Annotated in this window: 22 protein-coding genes and 1 pseudogene; 14 read left to right on the forward strand and 9 right to left on the reverse strand. The window is 67.1% G+C overall.

Annotated elements, in window-relative coordinates; genetic code table 11:
* Positions 1-293 precede the first annotated feature (293 nt).
* From M3B11_RS04160 to M3B11_RS04195, 8 genes are all read left to right on the forward strand, one after another.
* On the forward strand, positions 294-2,108 hold the full coding sequence (locus M3B11_RS04160) for an ABC transporter substrate-binding protein (protein WP_259875504.1): 1,815 nt from the start codon (positions 294-296) through the stop codon (positions 2,106-2,108).
* Between the two features lie 156 nt (positions 2,109-2,264).
* Positions 2,265-3,317 carry an ABC transporter permease gene (locus M3B11_RS04165; RefSeq protein ID WP_259835349.1) on the forward strand — a complete coding sequence of 351 codons (1,053 nt, stop codon included), beginning with the start codon at positions 2,265-2,267 and terminating at the stop codon, positions 3,315-3,317.
* 1 nt (position 3,318) lies between these two features.
* Complete coding sequence (locus M3B11_RS04170; protein WP_259875505.1) at positions 3,319-4,314, forward strand: ABC transporter permease; 996 nt, start codon at positions 3,319-3,321, stop codon at positions 4,312-4,314.
* Positions 4,314-6,125: an ABC transporter ATP-binding protein gene (locus M3B11_RS04175; protein ID WP_259875506.1), complete on the forward strand. Its 1,812-nt coding sequence runs from the start codon at positions 4,314-4,316 to the stop codon at positions 6,123-6,125. The genes M3B11_RS04170 and M3B11_RS04175 overlap by 1 nt, the downstream gene beginning before the upstream one ends.
* Positions 6,122-7,108 carry an LD-carboxypeptidase gene (locus tag M3B11_RS04180; RefSeq protein ID WP_259875507.1) on the forward strand — a complete coding sequence of 329 codons (987 nt, stop codon included), beginning with the start codon at positions 6,122-6,124 and terminating at the stop codon, positions 7,106-7,108. Before M3B11_RS04175 ends, M3B11_RS04180 begins: the two co-directional genes overlap by 4 nt.
* On the forward strand, positions 7,105-7,908 hold the full coding sequence (locus M3B11_RS04185) for a serine hydrolase (RefSeq protein ID WP_259875508.1): 804 nt from the start codon (positions 7,105-7,107) through the stop codon (positions 7,906-7,908). Before M3B11_RS04180 ends, M3B11_RS04185 begins: the two co-directional genes overlap by 4 nt.
* A gap of 102 nt (positions 7,909-8,010) precedes the next feature.
* Positions 8,011-9,060, forward strand: coding sequence for a dipeptidase (locus M3B11_RS04190; RefSeq protein ID WP_259875509.1), 1,050 nt, complete (start codon positions 8,011-8,013; stop codon positions 9,058-9,060).
* The gene (locus M3B11_RS04195) at positions 9,057-9,806 is read left to right on the forward strand and encodes a type 1 glutamine amidotransferase (protein WP_259875510.1); all 750 of its coding nucleotides are present in this window, start codon (positions 9,057-9,059) and stop codon (positions 9,804-9,806) included. The genes M3B11_RS04190 and M3B11_RS04195 overlap by 4 nt, the downstream gene beginning before the upstream one ends.
* Here M3B11_RS04195 and M3B11_RS04200 read toward each other — a convergent pair.
* From M3B11_RS04200 to speB, 3 genes are all read right to left on the reverse strand, one after another.
* On the reverse strand, positions 9,772-11,235 hold the full coding sequence (locus M3B11_RS04200) for a sodium:solute symporter (protein ID WP_259875511.1): 1,464 nt from the start codon (positions 11,233-11,235) through the stop codon (positions 9,772-9,774). The two genes, M3B11_RS04195 and M3B11_RS04200, sit on opposite strands and share 35 nt — an antisense overlap.
* 216 nt (positions 11,236-11,451) lie before the next feature.
* The gene (locus M3B11_RS04205; protein ID WP_259875512.1) at positions 11,452-13,155 is read right to left on the reverse strand and encodes a thiamine pyrophosphate-dependent enzyme; all 1,704 of its coding nucleotides are present in this window, start codon (positions 13,153-13,155) and stop codon (positions 11,452-11,454) included.
* On the reverse strand, positions 13,152-14,183 hold the full coding sequence (gene speB / locus M3B11_RS04210) for an agmatinase (RefSeq protein WP_259875513.1): 1,032 nt from the start codon (positions 14,181-14,183) through the stop codon (positions 13,152-13,154). Before speB ends, M3B11_RS04205 begins: the two co-directional genes overlap by 4 nt.
* A gap of 156 nt (positions 14,184-14,339) precedes the next feature.
* Between speB and M3B11_RS04215 the strand changes: the two genes are divergently transcribed.
* Entirely contained in the window at positions 14,340-15,854 is a 1,515-nt protein-coding gene (locus tag M3B11_RS04215; RefSeq protein ID WP_259875514.1) for a PucR family transcriptional regulator, read from the forward strand.
* Between the two features lie 40 nt (positions 15,855-15,894).
* Here M3B11_RS04215 and M3B11_RS04220 read toward each other — a convergent pair whose 3' ends face one another.
* The 6 genes from M3B11_RS04220 to M3B11_RS04245 are packed head-to-tail and all read right to left on the reverse strand — an operon-like array spanning position 15,895 to position 21,168.
* Positions 15,895-16,839 carry a hypothetical protein gene (locus M3B11_RS04220; RefSeq protein ID WP_259875515.1) on the reverse strand — a complete coding sequence of 315 codons (945 nt, stop codon included), beginning with the start codon at positions 16,837-16,839 and terminating at the stop codon, positions 15,895-15,897.
* A complete protein-coding gene (locus M3B11_RS04225; RefSeq protein ID WP_259875516.1) occupies positions 16,836-17,864 on the reverse strand; it encodes a VWA domain-containing protein in 1,029 nt (342 codons plus the stop codon). Before M3B11_RS04225 ends, M3B11_RS04220 begins: the two co-directional genes overlap by 4 nt.
* Positions 17,861-18,847, reverse strand: coding sequence for a VWA domain-containing protein (locus tag M3B11_RS04230; RefSeq protein ID WP_259875517.1), 987 nt, complete (start codon positions 18,845-18,847; stop codon positions 17,861-17,863). Before M3B11_RS04230 ends, M3B11_RS04225 begins: the two co-directional genes overlap by 4 nt.
* On the reverse strand, positions 18,838-19,299 hold the full coding sequence (locus M3B11_RS04235) for a hypothetical protein (protein WP_259875518.1): 462 nt from the start codon (positions 19,297-19,299) through the stop codon (positions 18,838-18,840). Before M3B11_RS04235 ends, M3B11_RS04230 begins: the two co-directional genes overlap by 10 nt.
* Entirely contained in the window at positions 19,283-20,170 is an 888-nt protein-coding gene (locus tag M3B11_RS04240) for a DUF58 domain-containing protein (RefSeq protein ID WP_259875519.1), read from the reverse strand. The genes M3B11_RS04235 and M3B11_RS04240 overlap by 17 nt, the downstream gene beginning before the upstream one ends.
* Positions 20,170-21,168 (reverse strand): MoxR family ATPase, encoded by a 999-nt coding sequence (locus tag M3B11_RS04245; RefSeq protein WP_259875520.1) that lies wholly within the window; start codon positions 21,166-21,168, stop codon positions 20,170-20,172. Before M3B11_RS04245 ends, M3B11_RS04240 begins: the two co-directional genes overlap by 1 nt.
* 623 nt (positions 21,169-21,791) lie before the next feature.
* On the opposite strand from M3B11_RS04245, the gene nrdH reads away from it, so the two are divergent.
* From nrdH to M3B11_RS13375, 5 genes and pseudogenes are all read left to right on the forward strand, one after another.
* Entirely contained in the window at positions 21,792-22,043 is a 252-nt protein-coding gene (gene nrdH, locus M3B11_RS04250; protein ID WP_217007364.1) for a glutaredoxin-like protein NrdH, read from the forward strand.
* 7 nt (positions 22,044-22,050) lie between these two features.
* Positions 22,051-22,464, forward strand: a complete 414-nt coding sequence (nrdI, locus tag M3B11_RS04255; RefSeq protein ID WP_217007365.1) for a class Ib ribonucleoside-diphosphate reductase assembly flavoprotein NrdI — start codon at positions 22,051-22,053, stop codon at positions 22,462-22,464.
* The gene (nrdE, locus tag M3B11_RS04260) at positions 22,434-24,596 is read left to right on the forward strand and encodes a class 1b ribonucleoside-diphosphate reductase subunit alpha (protein WP_396121526.1); all 2,163 of its coding nucleotides are present in this window, start codon (positions 22,434-22,436) and stop codon (positions 24,594-24,596) included. Before nrdI ends, nrdE begins: the two co-directional genes overlap by 31 nt.
* Positions 24,597-24,644: 48 nt before the next feature.
* Positions 24,645-25,619: a class 1b ribonucleoside-diphosphate reductase subunit beta gene (nrdF, locus tag M3B11_RS04265; protein ID WP_217007367.1), complete on the forward strand. Its 975-nt coding sequence runs from the start codon at positions 24,645-24,647 to the stop codon at positions 25,617-25,619.
* A pseudogene (locus M3B11_RS13375) lies at positions 25,531-26,199 on the forward strand (GTP-binding protein); the annotation flags it as partial. The gene nrdF and the pseudogene M3B11_RS13375, both read left to right, overlap by 89 nt.
* Between the last annotated feature and the right edge of the window lie 236 nt (positions 26,200-26,435).

Genomic DNA, 26,435 nt, shown 5'->3' on the forward strand with positions numbered 1-26,435 from the left:
CCCACTCAGCCGTCGATCTCACCGCTCCCGAGGCGTCCCTCACCAGCTTGCCCAACGCCACCGCTGACCTGGAGTGACGATGGAACGCAGCCACTGCCGCGGGCGCGGGAAGCGCGGGGGATATACAGATGCTCCCACGCCGCAAAATGCGCTTGAACTGGTGATGAATGAGATATAGGTTACAGTGACGGCTTAACCGAGGAGGCGGTGAATCCCCGGCTGCCTCAGGCCATCCAGCGCGGGTATGTCGCGAAGGAGCGCTGCCGGCGGGGTGAACGACCTGGAAGGACGACATGCTCTCACACACTTTCCGGCGCTGTGCCGCCGGCACTATGGCGCTGGCACTCACAGCGCTGACCGCCACCAGTCTCACTGCGCCAGCGAGCGCCTCGACCGAGCAGGCCCCAGCCGATGAGTCGACGATGCGCATCGCCACCTCGGGCCAGGTCGACAGCTTCAATCCCTTCACCTCGATCTACCTCACACCCACTGCGATCAACCGCTACGTCTACGAGAGCCTCGTGCAGTACGACTCCACGGATTTCGGCCCCACCGAGGGGATGGCCGAGTCGTGGGACACAAGCGACGACGGCAAGGAGTGGACGTACAAGATCCGCGAGGGCATGAAGTGGTCTGACGACGAGCCGATCACCGCCGACGACGTCATCTACACCTTCACCCAGATGATGGAAGACCCCGCGATGGGCGCGGCGAACGGCTCGCTGGTGCAGAACTTCGACTCCGTCGAAGCCACCGACGACCACACAGTGACGATCACACTCAAGGAGCCCCAGGCCCCCAATCCGGGTGGGGAAATCCCGATCGTGCCCGAGCACATCTGGTCCGAAAAGGACGACCCGGCAGGCGACGACAATGACACCGAGGTCGTCGGCTCCGGCCCGTTCACGCTGGAGAGCTACGAGGCCAACCAGTCGATCACGCTCAAGGCCAACCCGAACTTCTGGCGCGGGGCGCCGAAGATCGACACGATCCAGTACGTCTACTACACCAACAGCGACGCCCAGGTCCAGGCCCTGCGGGCCGGCGACGTCGACTTCGTCACCGGCCTCAGCCCCGAGCAGCTCAAGGCGCTCGAGGGCGCTGACAATGTCGAGACGAACATCGGCAAATCCCGTCGCTTCACCGCCCTCGGCATCAACTCCGGCTTCGAGACCCCCGAAGGCGAGGCCTACGGCACCGGCGCAGAGGCGCTGCAGGACCTCAAGGTCCGCCGGGCGCTGCGCCTGGGCATCGACATGAACACGCTGCGCGAGCAGGTGATGCAGGACTACGCGACCGAGGCGACGAGCTTCGTGCCCGAATCGTTTGAGAAATGGCACCTGCCGAAGTCGGACAAGATCGTCTCCTCGGACCCGGAGGCGGCGAAGAAGCTGCTTGACGAGGCCGGCTGGACCGAAGGCTCCGACGGCATCCGCGAGAAGGACGGCGAGAAGCTGTCGCTGCGTCTGCTCACCGATGCGCAAGCGCCGACCGAGCAGACAATCGGCGAGTTCCTCACCCCGTGGATGAAGGACATCGGCGTCGAGCTCAAGGTCGAATCGAGCGACTCGGACACGATCGCCGACCGCTCTCTCGTCGGTGACTTCGACTTGTACATCACCGGCTGGTCGGTCACCCCGGACCCGGAGTTCCAGCTCTCGATCAACACCTGCGCTTCCCGCCCGGACGCGGAGGGCAACGGCCCGACCTCCCAGGACGGCTACTGCAGCGAGAAGTTCGACGAACTGTACGCCAAGCAGCACGCCGAGCTCGACGAGTCCAAGCGCATCGAGTACGTCCACCAGGCCCTGCAGCAGCACTATGACGACGTCGCGCAGATCACCCTGTGGTACCCCAGCCAGCTCGAGGCCTTCCGCTCGGACCGGTTTACTGGCTTCACCACCCAGCCCACCGACGGCGGCGTCATCGGCAACCAGTCCGGTTATTGGGGCTTCCTGTCCGCCGAACCGGCCGCTGAGGCCGACGCCGGTGACAGCGGGGGAGGACTCTCCGCGATCGCGTGGGTGGGCATCGGCATCGCTGTGCTCGCCGGCGCCATCGGCATCCCGCTGGCGCTGCGCCGCCGCAAGTCCGAGGACCGCGCCTGACCAGGTGGCCGGCTGATCCGGTGACTGGACACCCCGTGCCCGAGGCGGTGGGCTGCACCGGCGTGCGCCCCGCCTCGGGACCGGGCTCCGGTCACCATGAGCACCATGACTGCGCTGCGCACGTGTGCAGCAGCGTGTGGAAGGCAGGAGACTGACGTGTCAGTGAACGCAGAGACCGAGGCAGCCGACCCGCAGTCGGCCGACGGGCGGGAGGACATCGACGCACCCCCACCGGGGCAGTCCTTCGGCGGATACCTGCTGCGCAAGGTCGGCGGGGCGCTCATCAGCCTGCTGATGGTCGTGCTGCTGGGCTTCTTCGCCTTCAGGATCCTGCCCGGCGACCCGGTGCAGAAGATCGCCCGCGAACGCCAGATGAGCCCGGAGCAGATGGAGTTGCTGCGCGCCGAGTACGGCCTCGACAAGCCGCTGGTTGTGCAGTTCTGGGACTACCTCGTGGGCATCTTCACCGGCAATCTGGGCACCAGCTACGTCTACCGGCAGCCGGTCAGCCAGCTCATCGCCGAGTACGCCTGGCCGACCCTGCTGCTCACCGGCACGGCGGCGATACTCGCGATCGCCCTCGGCCTGTGGATGGGACAGCTGGCGGCCTGGAAGCGCGGTTCGCTGTTCGACAAGCTCACCACCTCGACCAGCCTCGTGTTCTGGTCGGTGCCGACCTTCTGGCTGGCGCTGCTGCTGCTCATGATCTTCGCCGGCCGGCTGCAATGGCTGCCGACCGGCGGAATGGTCTCACCTGGTGTCGAGTCCGGCAGCCTCGAATACGTCGTCGACGTCGCCAAGCATCTGATCCTGCCGGTCATCACGATGACCGCTGTCGTCTACGCCCAGTACCTCATGGTCATGCGCGCCTCGCTGCTCGGCGAGATGAGCGCCGACTACCTCACGACCGCCCGCGCCAAGGGCCTGCGCGAGGATGATGTGCGGCTCAAACATGCGGTGCCCAATGCGCTGCTACCGACGGTCACACTCGTGTTCATGCACATCGGCGGGCTCATCACCGGTGCGGTCACCGTCGAGACGGTGTTCTCGTGGCCAGGGCTGGGGAAGCTGACCTATGAGGCGATCTCGGGTCCGGACCTGCCGCTGCTGCAGGGCACCTTCGTCGTGTTCTCCTCGGCGATCATCATCATGAATCTGCTCGCCGACCTCATCTACCGGCAGCTTGACCCGCGTGTCAGGAGGGCATGAGATGGCACATTCCAGCACCAGCCAGCCCAGCACCAGCCAGCCCGGCGCTAGTAAGACCAGCCAGCCAGGCACCAGCAGGACCGGCCCAGCCACCGCCTCGGGTCCGGCCAGCCCGCGGGCACTGGCCTGGAACCGCCGCCTGGCCGCCGCACAGAAGAACTGGAAGGTCTTCTTGGAGGACCGCGCCGGAGTCGCCGGCGGGATCGTCCTCATCCTCGTCGTCCTCGTCGCCGCATTCGCCCCGCTCATCGCCGACCGGTCCATGCTCGACGTCACCCAGAACCTCGACCAGCCGCGCTACGCCCCGCCCTCGGCCGAGCACCCGCTGGGCACCGACAACTACGGCCGCGAACTGTGGGCCCGCCTCGTGTGGGGCGCCCGGGTCTCCCTCATCGTCGGCCTGGCTGCGACTGCGATGTCGATGGTCATCGGCACCATCATGGGCATGGCCGCCGGCCATTTCTCAGGGCTGTTCGGCGGGCTCATCATGCGCATCATCGACTTCTTCCTGGTGCTGCCCTCCCTGCTGCTGGCGATCGTGCTGTCCTCAGTGCTCGAACGCGGCGTCCTCACGATTGTCATCGCGATCGGCATCACCTCCTGGGCCGGCACCGCGCGCATCGTGCGGGCCCAGACGCTGTCGGCTGAGTCCCGGCTCTACATCGAACGGGCCAAAGTGCTCGGTGCCGGGCACTGGCACATCATCCGCACCCACCTGCTGCCGGCCGTCATGCCGCTCGTGCTCGCCAACACCACCCTGACCGTCGGCTCGGCGATCATCGCCGAATCGACGCTGGCCTTCTTGGGCCTGGGCGACACCACGCAGCAGTCGTGGGGCACGATCCTGAAGAACGCGATGGACGTCTCGGCCGCGACCTCGGGCTACTGGTGGTACATCCTCACCCCCGGGCTCGCCATCGTCGCGGTGGTCCTGGCCTTCACCCTGGTGGGCCGGGCCATCGAAGCCATCGCCAACCCGACTCTGAGGAGCCGCTGATGAGCAGAACCGACCCAGCCACCGCCTCGGGAGCCGAGCCGGCCGGCAGCGACCTTGTCTTCGACGACGTCTCGATCCTTTACTCCTCGCGCACCTCCCGCGGCGACATCGCCGCGGTCAAGAACGTCACCCTCGAACTGCCTGCCGGTGGCACCCTCGGCATCGCTGGCGAATCCGGTTCCGGGAAATCGACGCTCATCCTTTCGGCGCTGCGGCTGCTGCCGCACAATGCGGCGCTGACCGGTCAGGTGCGCTTAGGCGGCACCGACATCGCGGAGCTGAACTTCGGGCAGATGCGCGCGGTGCGCTGGTCGCAGGCCGCGATCATCTTCCAGGGCGCCCTGCACTCGCTCAACCCGGTCCGCCCGGTCGGCAAGCAGATCCTCGAAGCACTTGAACTCCACGTCAAGGACGACTGGCGCACCGATGCCGCCCGCAGCACGCGCATGCACGAGCTGCTCGGCCACGTCGACCTCGGACCCGAGATCGCGAAATCGTATCCGCATGAGCTCTCCGGCGGGCAGAAGCAGCGGGTCATGATCGCGATGGCGCTGGCCTGCGACCCGGACATCATCATCGCCGACGAGCCGACCACCGCCCTCGACGTCATCGTCCAGGAACAGATCCTCACCCGCCTGCGCGCACTCGTCGAAGCCCGCGGCATCTCGCTGCTCATTATCTCCCACGACCTGTCCGTCCTCGCCGCCGCCTGCGACCGGCTGGCGATCATGCGCGATGGCGAGATCGTCGAACTCGGCCCGTCTGAACAGGTGTGCAACGACCCTAAGGAGGAGTACACCCGGCAGCTGGCCGACGCGTTCCCCACCATCGGCGACCCGGACTCCCGGCTCAACCCGATGACCCGCAACCCCGCCCGCATCACCACCGACACCCCACACGAGATGACCGACGAGGTGATGCTCGCCGCCGAGAACCTCAACGTCACCTTCTCCGCCCGCGGGCGGACCGTGCGTGCTGTGCGCAACGTCGACCTCACCCTGCACCGCTCGGAGATCCTCGCCGTCGTCGGCCAGTCCGGTTCGGGCAAGACGACCCTGGCTCGCGCACTGCTCGGTCTGCAGCCACCGGATCGCGGCTCGACGCTCACCTTCCGCGGCAAGCCGCTGCCCACCTCGGCGAAGGGTCTGCGCGCGTTCCGCCGGGACGTGCAGATGATCCTGCAGGACCCGTCAGGATCACTCAACCCGGCATTGTCGGCGTACGAATCGGTCGCTGAGGGTCTGCGGGTGCAGAAGTTCACCGGCGATGAGCGCGAGCGCGTGCGCGAGAGCCTCGAATCGACTGAGCTCATCCCCGGTGAGGACTTCTTCGAACCGATTCCGCAGGAGCTCTCCGGCGGGCAGCGTCAGCGCGTCGTCATCGCCAGCGCGCTCGCCCTCAACCCCGACATCCTCATCGCCGATGAACCGGTCGCCTCACTCGATGCCTCCGTGCGCGGGGAGATCCTCTCGCTCATCCTCGCGCTGAAGAAGAACCTCGGGCTCACCGCGCTCGTCATCACCCACGACCTCGGCCTGGCCTGGAACATCGCCGACACGGTCGCGGTGATGTACCGCGGTGAGATCGTCGAGCGCGGGCCGGTCGAACAGGTGCTGCTCGATCCGCAGCACGACTACACCCGCCAGCTGCTGGCCGCCGTGCCGAGCTTCCGTTCCCAGCGGGTCTCGATGACCGCGTCCGAGGCGCCGGGCGCCCCCTGGCGCACGGGTGCCTCCCAGCACAGCGCCACTGAGCGCATGGGTGCCTCCCAGCACTCCGGCGGTGTCGCGCAGGCGGTGAACCCGCAGTGACGGACCCCACCGGGCACACCGCTCAGGCACCCCTGGCAGCCGGCGACCGGGTCTGGCTCATCGCACCCTCCGGGCCGGCACCTGAGGGCACCGTCGAACCGGCAATCGCCTGCCTCGAAGACTGGGGTCTGGAAGTGAAGGCCGGCGCCCACCTGCGGTCAGTCGACCGGCGGGCGAGCTACCTTGCCGGCAGCGACGCCGAACGGTCAGCAGACCTCATCGAGGCATGGACCGACCCAGATGCGGCCGCGGTCATCGCCTTGCGCGGCGGGTTCGGGGCGATGCGCCTCATCGACGGCCTCGACTTCGACGCCCTCGCCGCTGCTGCGCTGCGCCGGGACGGGCGGGCGAAGCTGCTGACCGGCTCGAGTGACCTCACCGCTCTGCACCAGGCCTGGGCGCACCACCTGAGAATCCCGACCCTGTTCTGCCCGATGGTCGGCAACGACGTCTTCCGCAGCAGCGAGCGGATCCGCACCGACGTGCATCGCTGGCTGTTCAGTCCATGGGCCGACCAGCCGGTCAGCCTCGGTGAGCACGCCGAGGCGCTCGTGCCCGGCGAGCACTTCGGCATCACCTACGGCGGCAACCTCAGTCTGCTCGCCGCCGGCCTCGGCTCCCCGGAGTTCGCGCCCGGCGCCCCGGAGGAACCGGGCATCCTCATCCTCGAAGACGTCGACGAGGAGGTCTACCGGCTCGACAACCTGCTGCTGCAGCTGAAGCGCGCCGGCTGGCTCGCCCGCGCCGGTGCGGTGGTGCTCGGCTCCTGGGAGAACTGCGGGGAGAAGCCCGCCCAGCGCGAACTGCTGCGCGAGTACTTCGCAGACGCCGGCATCCCGGTGGTGTGGGAGGCCGAGCTCGGCCACCATCCGCACGCCGGTTCGATACCGTTGGGAGTGCCCGCCCAGCTCACCGCCGGCAGCCCAGCCACGGAATCGGGCGCGGTGAGCCTCACGATCGCCCCGATGGAAAGGACCCGATGACCGACATCTTCACCCAGCTCGCCGGGGTCGAATTCTCCGCCCGCGCCATCGACATCGACACCGGTTATGAGGTCTTCAGCCACCAGCCGGACCGCGTGCTCTCGACCGCCTCGATCGCCAAGATCTTCTTACTCCACGCCGCACTGCGGATGCGCGAGGCCGGCGAGCTGCGACTCGAGGAGCGCCTCACCCGCACCGCTGCCGAGCGGGTCCACGAATCCGGGCTGTGGTACCTGCTGGACCAGCCGGACCTCACGGTCCACGACATCGGCATGCTCATCGGCGCCTTCAGCGACAACTACGCCACCAACGTCCTCATCTCCCGCATCGGCCTCGACCGCGTCGCCGAAGAGGTCGCCGCACTCGGCTACACCGACTCCGCCCTGCACGACTTCCTGCGCTGGCCGCGTCCGGCAGGCGCCCCGGCTCGCCTGTCGTCTGGGACCGCCGGTGAGCTGAGCGACTACATGGCACGGCTGTCGCGTGATGAGCTCTTCGACTCCTCGACCTCGGAGATCATGCGCCGGTGGCTCGGCGCCGGAGCCGACACATCAATGGTCGCCTCCTACTTCGAGCCCGACCCGCTGGCGCACTACTACTACACGCGCGGGGAGTGGATCGTGAACAAGACCGGCACCGACGACACCGTCCGCGCCGACACCGGCATCGCCTTCACCCGCCAGCGCCGGGTGGCATACGCCGTGTTCGCCAACTGGGCGCCGGGCACCGACCGGGTGCTGGAGGTCATGCCGCTCATGCGCGCAGCCGGCGGCCTCATCAGCGACCATCTGCACGCCTGAACACGGTCCCGAACATCACGCCTGAACCATCTGCCTGAACCACACAGCTGAACCGCGCCGGCTCCCGCCTCCGTGCCTGCGCCACCGACCGAAAGGACCCCGATGACCGCAGCGCTCATCCCGATCTTCGACGGGCACAACGACCTGCCCTACTACCTGCGCGACACCCGCGACTCCTCCGTCGAGGGGCTCACCGATCCCGCGACCGCCCCGCAGACGGTCATCCCACAGCTGCGCGCAGGCGGTGTCGCCGCCCAGTTCTGGTCGGTCTTCGTCCACTCCGATGTCACCGGCGACGAAGCCGTGCGCGTCACACTCGAGCAGATCGACCTCGTCGACCGGCTCATCACCGCCTACCCCGACGACCTCGCCTGGGCGACGACCGCCGAGGCGATCCGCGCTGCCCGTGCTGCCGGGAGGATCGGCGGGCTGCTCGGCATCGAAGGCGGCAACCAGATCAACGAGTCTCTTGGCGTCCTGCGGATGTTCGCCCGCCTCGGCGCCCGCTACATGACCCTGACGTGGTCGACGACCCACAGCTGGGCCGACTCGGCCACCGACGATCCTGTCCACGGCGGGCTCAGCGACTTCGGCCGCGAGGTCGTAGCCGAGATGAACCGGATCGGGATGATCCTCGACCTCTCCCACGTCGCCCCCACCGTCATGGACCAGGCCCTGGAACTGAGCGAACTGCCAGTCCTCTTCACCCACTCCAACGCCCAGGCGCTGTGCTCGCACCCGCGCAACGTGCCCGACGACATCATCGACCGGCTGCCGGCCAATGGCGGGGTCCACATGCTCACCTTCGTCCCGTCCTTCGTCTCCGAGGCCCGCTGCGACTGGGTCAGAAACGGTGAGCAGGGCACGGCCCCGGAGGTGACGATCGCCGAGGTCGCCGACCACGTCGACTATGTGCGCGAACGCATCGGCGTCGACCACCTCGGGATCGGATCCGACTTCTGCGGCACCGACGCGTTCCCCACCGGTCTCGACAACGCCGGCACCTATCCGGCGCTCATCGACGAACTGCGCTCCCGCCGCTGGTCGGAAGCCGAGCTGACCAAGCTCGGATTCGGCAACGTGCTGCGGGTCCTCGACGCCAATGACGACAACTACCGCCGCTTCATCGCCGCAGGTCAGGAGTTCGCATGACCCGAGTGCTCATGATCGTCAACGACATCGACTCCCAGCCGCGCCGGCTGCTCCCGCGGCTCATCGCCCACCACATCGACGTCGACATCCGCATCGGCCCCGGCCGGGACGGCACCTGGAATGCGGTGCCCGGGCCCGAGGCGGTGGGCGCCTATGACGGGTTCGTCTACCTCGGCGGTGGGCTGATGCCCGATGAGACCGACCGGGCGCCGTGGCTGGCTGACGAGGCCGCTCTCGCCCAGGCTGCGCTGGAGGCCGACAAGCCGCAGCTGGGCATCTGCCTCGGTGGGCAGCTGCTGGCCCACATCACCGGCGGTGAGGTCCGCGCCCAGACCGGTGCCCCCGAGAAGGGTGCGACGGCGATCACGATGCTGCCGGCAGCAGCCGAGGACCCGGTGTTCGGCCAGGTGAGCCGGCACACGCACTTCATCGAAAGCCACGTCGACCGGATCACCGCGCTGCCACCGGAGGCGACGCTGCTGGCCAGCAGCGAGCTGTGTGAGATCCAGGCGTTTCGCGTCGGCCGGTCGTGGGGCATGCAGTTCCATCCCGAGGCCTCGGCAGACTCCGTGCGCGGCTGGGACGCCGACGCGCTCGCCGCCCTCGGCTTCGACAAGGACACCCTCATCGCCGCAGCGGATGAGGTCGAAGCGGCCAGCGCACGCGACGCTCAGGCGCTCTTCGACGCCTTTGCCGCAGAGGTCATCCGCGTCAGCGTGCCAGGCGCTCCCGCCAGGCGGTCATAACCGCAGGATCCGTGCGCTTGGAGACGAGCGAGCCGATGACATAGGCGACGGCCGAGGCGCTCAGCGCCAGATAGATCGCGGAGTTGGCGAACACGTCGACGAGGACCATGATGCCGATCGCGGTGGCCGCACCGGCAACCATCGCCGCGAGCACGCCGACGATGGTGCCGCGCTTCCAGATCAGCCCGCCGACGATCGGCACGAACAGGCCGCCGACGAGCAGGTTGTAGGCGACCGTGAGCGCCATAACGACATCGGGCATCGCGATCGCCAGCAGCAGGGTGACGATGCCGAGCAGCACGAGGTAGACCCGGGAGTCGCGGACCTCATCGCCGGTCTCACGCACGAGCGCACCGGCCAGCTGGCCGCCGAGGCCGCCCTCGGCACCGGAGGCAGCGATGCGGCGGCGTTCGAAGACGGGCTCGATGACGTCCTGGCGGAACACCGTCGAGGCCGCCAGCAGCGCGCCCGAGGAGGTCGACATGACAGCCGAGAGAGCAGCGGCAAGCACGAAGCCGGCGATGAGCGGTGACATCGTGGCGTCGACGACAGTGGGGAAGACGTCGTCGCGTTCGGCGATACCCGGCACGATCGCCTGCGCGGCCACACCGACAAGGGCACCGGCGAGCGCGTAGAACAGGCAGTAGACGCCGGCCGAGACACCGCCCCAGCGGGCCACCCCGGGGCTGCGGGCGGTGAACACGCGCTGCCAGATGTCCTGCCCGATGAGCAGGCCGAGGCCGTAGACGAGGAAGTACATGAGGATCGTGTCCCAGCCGACGGCCAGGGGGTCGAACATCTCGGCGGGAAGCTCAGCAGTCAGCGTGCCGAAGCCGCCGGCCTTCGTCAGCACGATCGGCAGCAGGATGAAGAAGATGCCGATGGTCTGGATGATGAACTGCACGAAGTCGGTCAGGGTGATCGACCACATGCCGCCGAGCATCGAGTAAATGATGACGATCGAGCCGCCGAGCAGGATCGCCGGGACCTTGTCGATGCCGAACAGGGCGTGGAAGATCGTGCCGTAGGCGACCGTCGAGGTCGTTGAGATCATGAGCCCGTAGGCGGTCATGATGATGCCCGAGACCATGCGCGAACCCTTCCCGTAGCGCAGTTCGAGCATCTGGGAGACCGTGTAGATCTCCAGGCGCTGGATGCGCGGGGCGAAGAGCAGGGACAGGGCGATGATGCCGAAGCCGATGAAGAAGACCAGCCACATGCCGGAGATGCCGTTCATATAACCCAGTCCGATGCCGCCGACGGTCGAGGCTCCTCCGAGGACGACGGCGGCCATGGTGCCGGTGAAGAGCAGGGGACCGAGGCGGCGGCCGGCGACGAGGTATTCCTCTTGGTTCTTCGCCCGCATACGTCCCCAGACACCCACGGCGAGCATGCCGATGAGGTAGAGGACGACGACTGCAATGTCCATGGTGTGTCCTTTCTGTGCCCGCAGGCAGCGGGTCGGTGGTGCGTGGCGTGCCCGCAGGCGGGTGTTCGCGTCGGGGGATGGGGTTGCGAACGAGGCAAGCGCCGGGTGCTCGAGGGTGAGCTGCGGGCACCGCAGGGCCGGGGCCGTCAGCCTGAGGCCGTCAGCCTGCGGCTGTCAGCCCGGGGACCATCGGCCCGGGGACCGTCGGCCCCGCGGTCAGGCGCCGGGCAAGGTGACCCGGATGACGGCCGGACGGTCACCGGCCAGGGTGGTGCGGATCGCCTCGGCGAGCTCGGTGTCGATGGCATCGGCGCTGATCGTCACACCGCGGGCGCCCATCGACTCGCCGAGGGCGGCGAAATCAGGCCGGTGCAGCCTGACGGCGAAGGGGTCCATGTCCCGGTCCTCCATCTGGTGTTCGATCTCGGCGTAGCCGCCGTTGTCGACGATGACGAAGGGGATCGACAGGCTGAGTTCGACGGCGGTGACGATCTCCTGGATGGAGAACATCGCCGCACCATCGCCGACGACGCACACGACCGGCCGAGCCGGGTCGGCGAGCTTCGCTCCGATCGCTGCCGGGATGCCGTAGCCCAGGGTTGCGAAGCCGGGCATGTACAGCAGCTGGTCCGGGGTGTGGGCGGTCAGCGCGTGCACGGTGCCGTCGTAGGTGATCTGCGAGGAGTCACCGGCGATGATGACATCGGCACCGGCGGCTGCGGTGATGACCTCGTGCAGGTGTGCGTTCGTCGATGCGAAGTCGAAATCGGCCTGGTAGGCCTCGGTGAGCGCCGTGACCCGGTTCTGTCCGTCGCGCTCGCCGGCGGCACCGTGCAGCGCCTCATGCTCCAGCAGCGCGGTGAGGAAGTCGGTGCAGTCGGCGAAGGCGTGGATGTCCCCGCGCAGGTTCTTGTTCAGCTGATCGGGGTCGATATCGCAGCGGATGACCGTCTGCCCGGCCGTGGAACCGGCCCCAGCCTCTGCGCCGCTGGCCGCACTGTCGCCATCGGCGCCGATGCGCCCGCCCCACAGGTCGGAATCCGCCAGCTCGGAGCCGAGCACGAGCAGCACATCAGCTTCGGCTGAGGCGCGCTGGATGGCCGGGAACCTGACGTTGGCACCGAGTGAGAGCGGATGGTCCTCATCGAGTACGCCCTTGCCGTTGGCGGTCGTGACGACCGGCGCGTCAAGCGTCTCGGCCAGCGTCCTGACCTCGGCAGCAGCGCGGCGCGCTCCGCCGCCTGCGACGATGAGCGGCGTCCGGGAGCCGGCCAGCGCCTCGGCGGCGGTGACGACCATGTCTATGTCGACCACCGGGCGGCGCGGGGCCTGCGGGGCCGGGACGGCACCCCACCACTGGCCTTCGAGCACGTCGAGGGGCACCTCGATGTGGACCGGTCCGGGGCGTTCGGAGGCGAACAGCGCGAACGCATCGGCCACCGCCTGCGCTGCGCCTTCGGCGGTGCGGGTGCGGCGCGAGGACACGAGCAGGTGCGACAGCGCCCCGGAGGAGTCCTTCGTCTCGTGCAGCATGCCGATGTCGGCGCGCTCCAGGCCGATCGGCACACCGGGGGAGAGGATGAGCATCGGCCGCGATTCGGCATACGCGGTCGCCGCGGCGGTGATGACGTTCGTCAGGCCCGGACCCGAGGTCGTGATGACGACCCCGGGCTTTCCGGAGACGAGGAAGTACCCGTCGGCCCCGTAGCCTGCGCCCTGTTCGTGACGCGGGGTGATCGCCCGGATCCCGAAGTCCGGCAGGTGCCGGTAGAACTCCAAGTTGTGGGTGCCGGGGATGCCGAAGACCGTGTCGACGCCGTGGGCGGCCAGCGCTGCGACGACGGCCAGGCCGCCGTTGTGGAAGCGCTCATCCGTCGCCGAGGCGGTGGTCGCCGCGGCCTGTGTCCTCTGCTCGCTCATGCGTCCTCTTTCCCGAAGCCGAGGCCGGTCGCGGCCGGGCCGCTGGGTTCGCTGTGTCCGCCGGCGTCGGCGGCCCACAGGCTTAGGAGTTCGTAGCCGAGCTGGGCTGCGGCCAGGCCGGTGATCTCGGCGTGGTCGTAGGCGGGGGCGACTTCGACGATCTCAGCGCCGACGACGTTGAGGCCCTGCAGGCCGCGCACGGCGTTCATGAGCTCGCGGCTCGTCAGTCCGCCGGCCTCCGGGGTGCCGGTGCCAGGTGCTGCGGCCGGGTCGAGGACGTCGATGTCGATGGAGATGTAGACCGGGGCGTCACCGAGGCGGCGGCGCATCCGTGCGACGATGTCGGAGATGCCGGAGAACTGGAAGTCATCGGAGCGGATGATCTGGAAGCCGAGCACCTCATCGTCTTCGAGGTCCTTGGCACCGTAGAGCGGGCCGCGGATGCCGACGTGCATGCAGCGCTCCAGATCGAGCAGACCCTCTTCGCTGGCGCGGCGGAACGGGGTGCCGTGCGTGTACGGGGCACCCATATAGGTGTCCCACGTGTCGAGGTGGGCGTCGAAGTGCAGCACGGCGATCGTGCCGTGGGTCTTGGCCGCCGAACGGATGTTCGGCAGGGCCAGGGTGTGGTCGCCGCCGAGGGTCAGCAGTTTGGCACCATCAGCGCGCAGCGCATCGGCGTTGTTCTCCACGGTGGTGATGGCCTCTTCGATGTTGAAGGGGTTGACGCCCAGGTCACCGCAGTCGGCGACCTGCTGAGCGGAGAACGGGTGCATGCCGGTGGCCTGGTTGTACGGCCGCAGCAGCTTCGAGGACTGGCGGATGTGGGCTGGGCCGAAGCGGGCGCCGGGCCGGTAGCTGACACCGGCGTCGAAGGGCACGCCGAGGACCTTGACATCGATCGGCGCGCCGGGCCGGGCGGCCTCGACCTCGTCGATGCGCGGCAGCAGTCCGAAGGTCGGCGGCCCGGCGAACCGGGGTGTGAGGCTGTAGTCCGCTGGACCCAGCGGGGTGGTCTCGTTCGTCATCGCGAATCCTCTCTCATCTCGGAATCCTCGGCCGCAGGCACAGGCAGCTCTGCCTGCTGACGGCAGACCCACCCTACGGCTACGTGCACACGGACCGATATGTCCAACATGGCAGGGTGTGGATCATCACAGTCCATAGCGGATAGTATCGGGTGTGTGGTGGCCCTTGGACAGCTGCTCTCTCTACCCGAACTGCGCTTGCAGGTCGTGTCCGATCCGCCCGGCTGCCGTAGCGCACCGGTGACGATCGTGCACTCCTCCGAGCTGCCCTCAGTCGACCAGTGGCTGGCCGGCGGCGAGGTGCTGCTCACCATCGGCGCGCTGCAGGACCTCGACTCCCCGGACGCTGCCGACTACATCCGCCGCGTTCACGCCGCCGGAGCGGTCGCACTGGGTATCGGGCTCGGGGAGAATCTGCCGAACGCCCGAGCGCCTCAGCAGCTCATCTCCCACGCCCGCGCGGCCGGGCTGCCGCTGTTCATGGTGCCCGAGCCGGTGCCCTTCGTCGCCGTCATCGAGGCCTTCACCCGCCTGCGCGAAAGCGAATCCGCCCATGAGGTCTCAGCCCTCGTACGCACCCAGCGCCGTTTCGCCACCGCGCTGGCCGCCCGCGGCACGAACGCCCTGCTGGCCGAGATCTCACGCGCACTCGGCGCCCCTGTTGCGCTGGCCTCACCGACCGGCCGGCTGCTCGGCACGACCGAACGTGTGGCCGCCCGCCAGGGTCTGCCGGCCCTGCTGCGCGAGGAGCTCATCTCCGCTGCCGCCGCCGGCGGGACCGCACCCCGCCTGCTGCGGGCAACCGCGCCCGAGGTGGTGGCCGGTTCGGATCTGGAGGCGATCCCGGTCGGTTCGGAGTCGGTGACCGGCTGGCTGCTCACCCCAGTCGCCGGCACCCGGCCCGGTGGGGACCGGCACAATTCGCGCACCCTCCTGCTGGCGACCGCGGCAGCGCTGCTGGCGCTGCAGGACACCCGGCTGGCTGATCGTCGGGAGCTGGCCGCTCAGCTGTGCACCGGGCTCATCGGGGCTGACGAGCTCTCAGAGCGCTTCGCCGCGGTCACCGGTTCCAGCATGCCGGCGCAGCTGAGTTTCGCGATCGCAGGTGGCGGCCGGGCATCAGGCACCGGGGAGGGCAGTGAAGCGGGTGCGCGATTCGACGCCCTTATCACCGATCTCAGCCCGGTTGTGCTGCACCATCCCGCCACCTCGGGGACGGCGCTCATCTGCCCGCCGGGTCTGCGCGGTGTCGTTGAGGCCACCTGCAGTGCTCTCGGCATCCCGGTGACCGACTGGTCAGACGGCACCCCGGACCAGGTGCACGATCGGTGGCATGAATGGCGCTACGGTGCCGGTGACCGGCGCTCACAGCTGGGTCAGCTGTTCGCCTCCGTCAGTCCCGAGGCCGCCGCCGACTTCGTCCAGCGCACTCTGGGCCCGCTCGCTGCAGCCGATGACGACGGGATCCTCATGCGCACCTTAGAGCACTTCGCCTCGGCTGGCGGCAGCCGGGACGCTGTCGCCCAGGCGCTGGGCGTGCACCGCCACACAGTGCGCGCCCGGCTGGAGCGGATCCGCCAGATCCTCGGCTACGACCCGCGCGAACCCGGCCACCTGCAGGCGATCGGCATCGCCTTCCTGCTGCGCGAGACCACCACAGTCCACCGATGAGACCCGGCGGTCAGGCGCCGGCAGTCGAGCGGGCGCCTGCTTACCAGGGTTTGGTGTCGTTGCCGCTGTTGTCCCTCCGGTTGTCCTCGTCGTCGCGCTGTCGCTGGTCGGCCTCCCGGTTGCGCTCCTCGAGCTCACGCTGCTTGCGCTCCGCTTCGGTCTCCTGGCCTCCGCCGTCGCTGCCATCGCCGCCGGAGCCCTCGTCTTCGCCACCGTCACCGCCACCGCCGCCGGTATCGTCTTCGCCACCATCGTCGCCACCATCGTCACCGCCGTCGCCACCGGGGTCATCGCCTCCGTCGTCACCGCCGTCGCTACCGCCGTCTGGATTGTTCATGGCCTCCTGGGACTCATCGATGCGCTGCTCGGACTCGTCCATCTGCTTATCGGTGCCACCGCCCTCCGGCCGGCACTCCTCGGGAGCCTCCTGCAGGGTGGTGCGGGCCAAGTCGAACTTCTCGTTGGCCTCATCAGTGCTCTCAGCGGTCTTGAATTCCTCGGCCTGCTGCTCGAAGACATAGGCGAGGTTGATCCGCACGGCGCACTCATCGCGCACCGGAGTGAGATCCAGGGCGCGTTCGAGCAGCGGCTGGGCATCGTCGTAACGGCCTTCGGCGGCTGCCACGGTGCCGATGTTGAACGGCGGCTTGTGGTGCTCGAAGAGGCTGATCCGCTCGAACCGCTCCGAGAGCCGGACGGTCTCGTCGTACTGCGCCTGCAGGTATGCCCGGGATGCGCTGTGCAGCGTCCAGACGCACACGAGGCTGTAGATGCACACGAGCGCCAGGGCGGTGCCCAGTGTCCCGCGGATGAGGTGCGGCCACAGCCGGCGGCGCGGCGCGGCCGTCGAATCCGGCGGTGGCGTCGCGTGCGCGTCGGCCTGCGACTCCGCCTGCGGCTCGTTCGGCTGCGCCTGCGCACCCGGTTGCTGTGCTGCCGGGTCCGTCTTCGGGTTCTGGGCCTGCCGGTCACTCGAGTCGTTCACCGTGACCTCCTCAGCAGTGCGTAGAGCCGGTTGAGGGACCGGAACTGTCCCAGGGACCGCCCGGCATCGACAGCCAGCAGTGCGATGACGCCCAGCAGTGGAATCCAGAAGTAGTCGCTGCGGCCGTCGGCAACGTGCTCGTCGCTGTGCTGTTCTTGCAGCTCCGGCATCGTCACGGACGCCTTCAGCTCGGTGCCAGCAGTGCGGTGCGTGTAGTCGACACCGAGGTCCTGGGCGATCGCCCTGAGCTGGTCCTCATCGATGACGGACAGGGCGTCCTCGCCGGTCTCCGGGTCTTGGATGTACTCAGGCGGCTCCGGGTCAGTCGTGCTGCCGTCGATCGACCAGTCGAAGCCAGCGGTCTCCAGCATCCGCCCACCAGCAGTCGTGCCGTAGCCGAACACCGCGCCGCCGTCGATGCGGGCACCGATGTCGGCCAGCGATTCGGGCTGCTGATCGGAGGTCTGCTCGCCGTCGCCGAAGTAGAACACAAAGCGCTGGTTGTCGGGATGGTTCTCCTCGCTCCTATCCAGCCGGGAGGCGAGCTCACCGCGGGCGGCGGTGACCGAGCTGCCGGTCGACGAGGTGGTCCGCTCCGGGCGCATCACTTCGAAGGCCGAGCGCACCGCGGCATGGTCGGTTGTCAGCGGCACCCGCACGCTGGCGCGGGAGTCGAAGGTGATGACGCTCACACGCGCGCCGGGCAGCTGTTCGAGCAGCGCGTCGACATCGGCGCGCACACCCTCGAGCCGCGGTTTGTCGCCGTCCCAGTCTTCTGCCACCGCCGAGGCGGTGGTGTCGACGAGCAGGAACACGTCGGCTGCCGCGACAGGCACCTCGGTGGTGACCTCGGTCGGCACGCCCGGCCGCAGACATGCGGCCACGAGGAGCGCGGCAGCGACGGCGCGCAGGATCCAGGCGAGGCGCCGGCGGCGCATGAGGATCGCCAGGGTGATGCACCCGCCGAGGAGCAGCACGGCGAGCACCGCCAGCAGCGGCCACGGCATGATCGGGGCGAAGCTCACAGCCGGAACCTCCACGCGAAGACGAAGGCGATGATGACGCCGATGAGTGTGAGAGTCAGGGGCACGACCGGCCGGTCGTGGATGAGGGTGACCGGTGTGGCGTCGGTCAGCTTGGCCTCCTCTTCCTGGATCGCGCGCACGATGCCGTCGACGGCGGACTGCCCGCCGAGTGAGTAGTGCTCCCCACCGGTGCTGTTCGCAGTGCTCTTGAGCTCATCCATCGGGCCGGCACCGCGGAAGGAGAACGGCGGGGCGAGGGTGTAGACGCGGATATCACGTTCGACAGCGAGCTCGGTGGCCTCGTTGAGCTGGTAGATGGGCACGCCGGCCAGCTCGTTGTCGGTGGCGAAGATGATCGAGCGGGAACGCTCCTCGTCCTCCTTCTTGTCGAAGGATCCGATGCAGGAGGCCAGCCCGTCGCCGATGAGCGAGGAACCGCTGACATTCGGGTCGATGGTCCCGGCCATGAAGTCGGTGCCCTCAGCACCCCAGGACTCGAAGCCGGTCTTGGCCTCTTCGAGGAACTCCCGGACCATGTCGTAGTCGTCGGTGAGCGGGAAGACGGTCACAGCGGTGGAGTTGAACACTGTCATGCCGATGCGCTCGCCTTGGAAGGAGTCGAGCATCTGGATGTAGGACTCGACGATATCGGCGTCAAAGGTCAGCATCGAACCCGAAGCATCGAGGCACAGCACGACGTCCCGGCGATGCTGATCAGGGGTGATCGTCTGCACGGCCGATGGCCGGGATACCCCGACGAGGGCGCTGAGCAGCGGCAGCAGCGTGACGAGGAAGACGGCGAGCGCTCCGAGCAGCAGCCGTTTGCGGCCGCGGGCGAAGGCCGGCAGTGCGGTGATCCGGCCGATGTGGGCGACCGGGACGCGGCCGCGGCGCTCGTGCCTGCGCTGCCGGGAGAGCAGCCAGATGAGCACGGCCAGGACGGGCAGGAGGGCCAGGGGCAGCCACCAGAAGGTCAGGACCATCGATCGATCAGCCCCCTCACCCGAGCAAGCTGAGTGCCGGCGTTTGCCGGCTCCTCGCGGGCGAACTCATCGGCATACAGGCGCTCGACGACCTCGGCGACGGTGCCGAGGCGGAATGCCTTGAGCTCGCGCAGAGTCATATGGCCGATGTTGAGGTTCCAGGCATCGCGAGCGAAGTCACGCACGATCTCCGAGAGGCGGTGGGCGACCTCGCGGTCGGACAGCTCGCCGGCCTGCCAGGACTTCTCGACCTCGCCGATGGTGACGAGGTACGTGTGCCGCACCCTGGCCGGCACGGCAGTCGAGCGCTCCGTGAGCAGCCCGGCGCGGTAGATCCGTGCGCCCACCGGCCACAGCAGCAGCACGGCAGCTGCCAGCCCAGCGAACACGACGGCGGCAAACCACCAGTCGCTCGGTCCCAAGGCCGGGTGCAGGCTAGCGGCGAAGAGCATGCTGTTTCCTCATCAGACGGCGCAACTGGCGCAGCGCGTGCCGGGAGTCGTCGACACGGACATGGGCGATGCCGGCCGAGCGGAGGAACCCCTCGGTGCGGTGCTTGCGCTCGGCCTCGGCGTGGGCGTACTGCTCGGCGAGCTCCGTGCCGCCGAGCAGCTCATGCGGGATCGGCAGGTGCCGGTCATCGGAGATGTCGAAGGGCACCGCGCCCCGGCCGAAGCCGGTCAGCTGCGCATCGGAGACGGTCAGCCACATCATCTCGTGCTGGGCGCTCAGCCTGCGCAGCAGCGGCATGTCCTCCCGCACCAGGCCGATGTCATCGGCAATGACGAGGATCATCATCCGCCTCCGCAGATGCTCTGCCGCCCAGGTCAGCTGGGTGCGCACATCCGAGGGGCGCCCGCGCCCGCCGGCGGACTGGATGCCGCGCAGCAGCTGCTCGAGGTGGGCTTCGGTGCCCTTGAGCCGGCTGGCCGCGGTGTGCCCGGCGTCTCCGTGCATGAGCATGACGTCATCACCGTGGCGCACCGCCAGATAGCCGGTCATCCCGGCCAGCAGGATCGCCAGTTCGCGCTTGCTCTCACCGCTGGCGGCGATCGCGTCGAAGTTCCGTCCCGAGTCGACGATGATGCCCAGGGCATGCCGGCGGTGGGCGACGTAGCGCTTGACCAGGGGAGAGGTGTGCCGGGCAGTGGCCTTCCAGTCGATGTCGCGGATCTCGTCGCCGGCGACGTATTCGCGCAGGTCATCGAAGTCCATGCTGTGGCCGTGGTAGATGGAGGCGTACTCGCCTTCGAGCAGCCCGCGCATCTTGCGATGCGCGTGGATCGTCATGTTCGCCTTGACCTTCGTCAGCAGGGCTGTCATCACGGGGTCCTGATCGCCGCGAGCAGATCGTTGATGATCCGCTCGACCTTGATGTCCTCGGCCACGGCCTCGAAGTTCAGCAGGATGCGGTGGCGCAGCACCCGGTGGGCGATGTCCTTGACGTCTTCGGGGATGACGTAGTTGCGCCCGCGGATCATCGCCAGCGCACGCGAGGCGTTGGTGAAGGCGATCGAGGCGCGCGGGGAGGCACCGCACTCGATGAACCCGGCCAGCGGCCCGATGTAGCGGCCGGCTGAGCGGGTGGCGGTGACGATCTCAACGAGGTAGCGGCTGATCGCCGGGTCGATGTAGATGCTGCGCGCATAACCGCGCAGCATGTGCACGTCCTCCAGTGAGCACGCCGGCGGCAATTTCGCGGCCTTGTCGAACACTCCGGCATCGAGGCGGCGCAGGATCTCCATCTCCTGGTCCGGGTTCGGGTAGTCGAGCAGATCCTTGAGCATGAACCGGTCGAGCTGGGCTTCGGGCAGCTGATAGGTGCCCTCCTGCTCGATCGGGTTCTGGGTGGCCATGACGAGGAACGGCTCGGGCAGCGGATAGGTCCTCCCGCCGATCGTGGTCTGCTTCTCCTGCATCGCCTCGAGCATCGCTGACTGCGTCTTCGCGCTCGAGCGGTTGATCTCATCGAGCAGCACGAGGTTGGCGTGCACCGGGCCCAGCTGGGTTTCGAACGCACCGGTCGAGGAGTTGTAGATCTGCGAGCCGATGATGTCGCTGGGCAGCAGGTCGGGGGTGCACTGGATGCGGTTGAAGGACGCCTCGACCGAATCGGCCAGCGCGGCGGCCGCCGTGGTCTTCGCCAGTCCCGGCACGCTCTCAAGCAGCACGTGCCCGCCGGTCAGCAGCCCCAGCAGCAGAGTCTCGCGCAGCCGCACCTGGCCGACGACGAGTGAGTCGAGGTACTTCTGAATCCGCGACAGGATCGCCTGTGCCTGGGTGATCTCCTGCGTATTGGCCGGACGCTCATCGGGTGCCATGGTGCTCCTCATGTTGCCTGCCCGGGCCCGGCCCGGCGCAGCGGGGTCATCTGCGTAGTGCCCACACTATCGGCCGGCACTGTCGTCTGGCTGACCGTGATGTGACAGGCCTGCCATATGTGTGGCATGGTCGGTTCCCCGGTCCCGAGGCGGCGGTCGCCTGCTGTGGGCCGGCTGCGTGCCTATTGTGGGTCCGGTCACGCACCGACGGTGGGTCCGGTCACAGGATTCATGCCCGGCGGAGGGTCTGCGACACGCGGCTGAAAATATTCGCGAGAATTTTCAGCTGTGGATAGAGCGGTTCGTCAGGCGTGGGTGTTTGCCAGGCGCGGTTCGTGCCTGCCCGCATGTGTGCTGGTAAGCGAACTACACGCGTGTTGTTCACATGGTGTGGATGTCCGGTGTGGGCGGTGTGCACCGCTTGTGCAAAACCGTTGACCTGCTTCAAATCACACTGGTGTAACACATGATCTAGGGGTACGCTGGTGTGCAGACACAACATCTAGTGGTTGAACTGCCGGCGCGGGTCGATAGCTCCGATCACCGCCAGGACGGGGAGAGCACCGGATGGCTGCCCAGCAGAACACCGCATCAGACACCGAATTCCTCTGGAGGAAGACGCCATGATCACCGTGTACACCAAGCCAGCATGTGTGCAGTGCACCGCAACTTTCCGCGCGCTTGATTCGCGGGGAATCGACTACCGTGCCGTCGACCTCACTGAGGAGCCCGGTGCACTCGATGTCGTCAAGGCGATGGGCTACATGCAGGCTCCGGTCGTCGTGACCGACAGCGATCACTGGTCGGGCTTCCGCCCGGACAAGATCGCCACACTCGCCGGCGGCGGTTCCGCTTCCTCTGTCGTGGCCTCGTGATGCAGTCGTGCTCGTCGTCTACTACTCAAGTGGATCTGAGTACACCCATAAATTCGTCAACAAGCTGGACCATCCCGGCCTGCGGCTTCCCCTGCTGACAAAAGAGCCGACTCCCATCGTCGGTGAGCCCTTCGTGCTCATCACCCCGACCTACGGGGCGGGCAAGAACCGGGGGGCGGTGCCCAAGCAAGTCGTCAAGTTCCTCAATGTCGAGGAGAACCGCAATCGTCTGATCGGCGTCATCGGCGCAGGCAACACCAATTTCGGTGAGTACTACTGTGCTGCGGCCCACAAGGTCGCTGCCAAGTGCCAGGTGCCGCTGCTGTACAACTTCGAGTTGCTCGGCATGCCCGAGGACGTCGAGAAAGTCAACAAAGGATTGGATTCACTGTGTCAACAACCGTTGAAGGCCGCGACTTAGAAGCGATCATCCGCGAAGAGACCGACCTCGACTACCACGCGCTCAACGCGATGCTCAACCTCTACGATTCCGACGGACGCATCCAGTTCGCACGCGATCGTCAGGCGGCTCGGCAGTTCTTCCTGCAGCACGTCAACAAGAACACCGTCTTCTTCCATGACCTCAAGGAGAAGATCGACTACCTCGTCGAGCACGACTACTACGAGAAGGACGTCCTCGATCAGTACTCGTTTGAGTTCATCGAGAAGCTCTCGAAGCAGGCGTACGCGAAGAAGTTCCGCTTCCAGACCTTCCTCGGCGCGTTCAAGTTCTACACCTCGTACACGCTCAAGACCTTCGACGGCAAACGCTACCTCGAGCGCTTCGAGGACCGCGTCGTCATGGTCGCCCTGTTCCTTGCCCGCGGTGACGAGCAGCTGGCCACCCAGCTGATGGAGGAGATCATCTCCGGCCGCTTCCAGCCGGCTACCCCGACGTTCCTCAATGCCGGCAAGCGCCAGCGCGGTGAGCTCGTCTCGTGCTTCCTGCTGCGCATCGAGGACAACATGGAGTCGATCGGCCGCTCGATCAACTCCGCCCTGCAGCTGTCCAAGCGCGGCGGCGGTGTGGCGTTCGCGCTGACGAACATCCGCGAGTCCGGTGCTCCGATCAAGAAGATCGAGAACCAGTCCTCGGGCGTCATCCCGATCATGAAGCTGCTGGAGGACTCCTTCTCCTACGCCAACCAGCTCGGCGCACGCCAGGGTGCTGGTGCCGTGTACCTGCACGCCCACCACCCGGACATCTACAGCTTCCTTGACACCAAGCGCGAGAATGCCGACGAGAAGATCCGCATCAAGACCCTCAGCCTCGGCGTCGTCATCCCGGACATCACGTTCCAGCTGGCGAAGAAGAACGAGGACATGTACCTCTTCAGCCCCTACGACGTCGAACGCGAGTACGGGGTGCCGTTCAGCGAGATCTCGGTGAGCGAGAAGTACTACGAGCTCGTCGACAATCCGCATATCAAGAAGAAGAAGATCAACGCCCGCGAGTTCTTCCAGACACTGGCTGAGATCCAGTTCGAGTCCGGCTACCCGTACATCATGTACGAAGACACCGTGAACCGCGCGAACCCGATCGACGGCAAGATCATCATGTCGAACCTGTGCTCGGAGATCCTCCAGGTCTCCTCGCCGAGCACCTACCATGCTGATCTGTCCTACGACGAGGTCGGCAAGGACATCTCGTGCAACCTCGGTTCGCTCAACATCGCGATGACGATGGACTCGGAGAACTTCGGTCGCACCGTCGAGACCGCCATCCGCGGCCTGACGGCAGTGTCAGAGGCTTCGAACATCGAGTCGGTGCCCTCGATCGCCCGCGGCAACGACATGTCGCATGCGATCGGGCTCGGGCAGATGAACCTGCACGGCTACCTGGCTCGTGAGCGCATCCACTACGGCTCCGAAGAGGGCCTGGACTTCACGAACATGTACTTCTACACCGTCGCCTATCACTGCGTGCGCGCCTCGATGCTGCTCGCTAAGGAGCGCGGCCGCGCCTTCGAGGGCTTCGAACGCTCGAAATACGCGACAGGCGAGTACTTCGAGAAGTACATCAAGGGCGACTGGACGCCGCGCACCGAACGCATCGCACAGCTCTTCGCCGACGCCGAGGTGCACATCCCGACCCCGCAGGACTGGGAGGACCTCAAGGCGCAGGTCGCTGAGCACGGCATCTACAACCAGAACCTGCAGGCCGTCCCGCCGACCGGCTCGATCTCCTACATCAACAACTCGACCTCGTCGATCCACCCGGTCGCCTCGCGGATCGAGATCCGCAAGGAAGGCAAGATCGGCCGCGTGTACTACCCGGCTCCGTTCATGACGAACGAAAACCTGGAGTACTACCAGGACGCCTACGAGGTCGGTTACGAGAAGATCATCGACACCTACGCTGAGGCGACTCAGCACGTTGACCAGGGCCTGTCGCTGACGCTGTTCTTCAAGGACACCGCGAGCACCCGCGACGTCAACAAGGCGCAGATCTACGCATGGCGCAAGGGCGTCAAGACGGTGTACTACATCCGCATCCGTCAGCTCGCCCTGCAGGGAACGGAAGTCGACGGCTGCGTCTCCTGCATGCTGTGACGCGGCACGAGGCAACCTCACCACATCTTTGAGTTATCAGGAGTGAACATGACCGAGCAGCTCAAGCTCGTGTCCCATGTGGACGCAATCAACTGGAACCGCATCCAGGATGATGTCGACCTCGAGGTCTGGGATCGGCTGACAGCCAACTTCTGGCTGCCGGAGAAGGTGCCGCTGTCCAACGACGTGCAGTCGTGGGCGACGCTGACCGAGGACGAGAAGACGCTGACGATGCGCGTCTTCACCGGACTGACCCTGCTCGACACCATCCAGGGCACCGTCGGCGCTGTCTCCCTGCTGCCGGACGCGCGCACCCCGCACGAAGAGGCGGTGCTGACGAACATCGCCTTCATGGAGTCGGTGCACGCCAAGTCGTACTCGTCGATCTTCTCGACGCTGGCCAACACCCGCCAGATCGACGACGCCTTCCGGTGGTCGACGGAGAACCAGTCGCTGCAGAAGAAGGCGCAGATCATCCTCAAGTACTACCGTGGGGACGATCCGCTCAAGCGTAAGGTCGCTTCGGTGATCCTGGAGTCCTTCCTCTTCTACTCCGGCTTCTACCTGCCGATGTACTGGTCGAGCCGGGCGAAGCTGACGAACACCGCTGACCTCATCCGCCTCATCATCCGCGACGAGGCCGTGCACGGGTACTACATCGGCTACAAGTACCAGCGCGGAATCGCCGAGGTCGACGATGCCCGCAAGCAGGAGCTCAAGGACTACACCTTCGAGCTGCTCTTCGAGCTGTACGAGAACGAAGTGCAGTACACCCACGATCTCTACGACTCCGTCGGACTGGCCGAGGACGTCAAGAAGTTCCTTCACTACAACGCCAACAAGGCGCTGATGAACATGGGCTACGAAGCGATGTTCCCGGCATCGGTCACCGACGTGAACCCGGCGATCCTGTCGGCGCTGTCACCGAACGCCGATGAGAACCACGACTTCTTCTCCGGCTCCGGATCGTCCTACGTCATCGGCAAGGCCGAGAACACCGAAGACGAAGACTGGGACTTCTGAGTTCCGGCTCAGCGGCTCACCCTCTGAGCTGGGTGAGCCGCTTTCGTCATTCACAGACGCGTCAAAGCTGTGGGCCAGCCAGTCCGGACCAGCACTTAGGAGCGTAAGTGTCGGTAAAACCAGATCATGGCCTCAGCAGCGGAGATGGTCATTCCTGTCGATCCGGTCTCATCCGAGACTCTCGACTGTGTGTCTCGGGTACCCGGTCTGTACTCGTGCCGAGGTGCGGGCAACGCCGGCAGATGAGCTGCCGAACGCTCGTGCCGCCGTGCCCGTCATCGTGCTCACCGGCTACCTCGGCGTCGGCAAGACCAGTGTCCTCAACCATCTGCTGCGCCACCCGGTCGCGCGCATCGGGTTCATCGTCAACGACTTCGACGAGCTCAACGTCGACGCCGGGCTCATCAGCGGCCAGGTCGACGAACCGGTCTCGAACTCCGGCGGTTGCATCTGCTGCCTCACTGAGGCCGGCGGTACGGAAGACGCTCTCATTGCGATGGCCGAACCTGCACTCGCCCTCGATGCGATCCTCGTCGAGGCGAGTGGATTCGCAGAGCCCCTCATCCTCGCCCGGATCTCCCGCTGGGGTCGCAGCCGCTTCCGCCTCGGCAGGCTCATCGACGTCATCGATGCCTGTGAGCACTTCACCACCATCGACGACGGCGACCTGCCACGGTCCGCTAGGCCGCGGTCACCTTCGCCCTTGTTAACAAGCTCGACCTCGTCCCCAACGCCGAGCGCGAGTCGCGTCTGGCCCTCATCCGCAAGCGTGTGCATGCCCGCAATCCGCGGGCCGCGGTGCTGGGCACAGTGCTC

Source organism: Brevibacterium sp. p3-SID960 (genome assembly GCF_025144725.1).
Classification (GTDB): domain Bacteria; phylum Actinomycetota; class Actinomycetes; order Actinomycetales; family Brevibacteriaceae; genus Brevibacterium.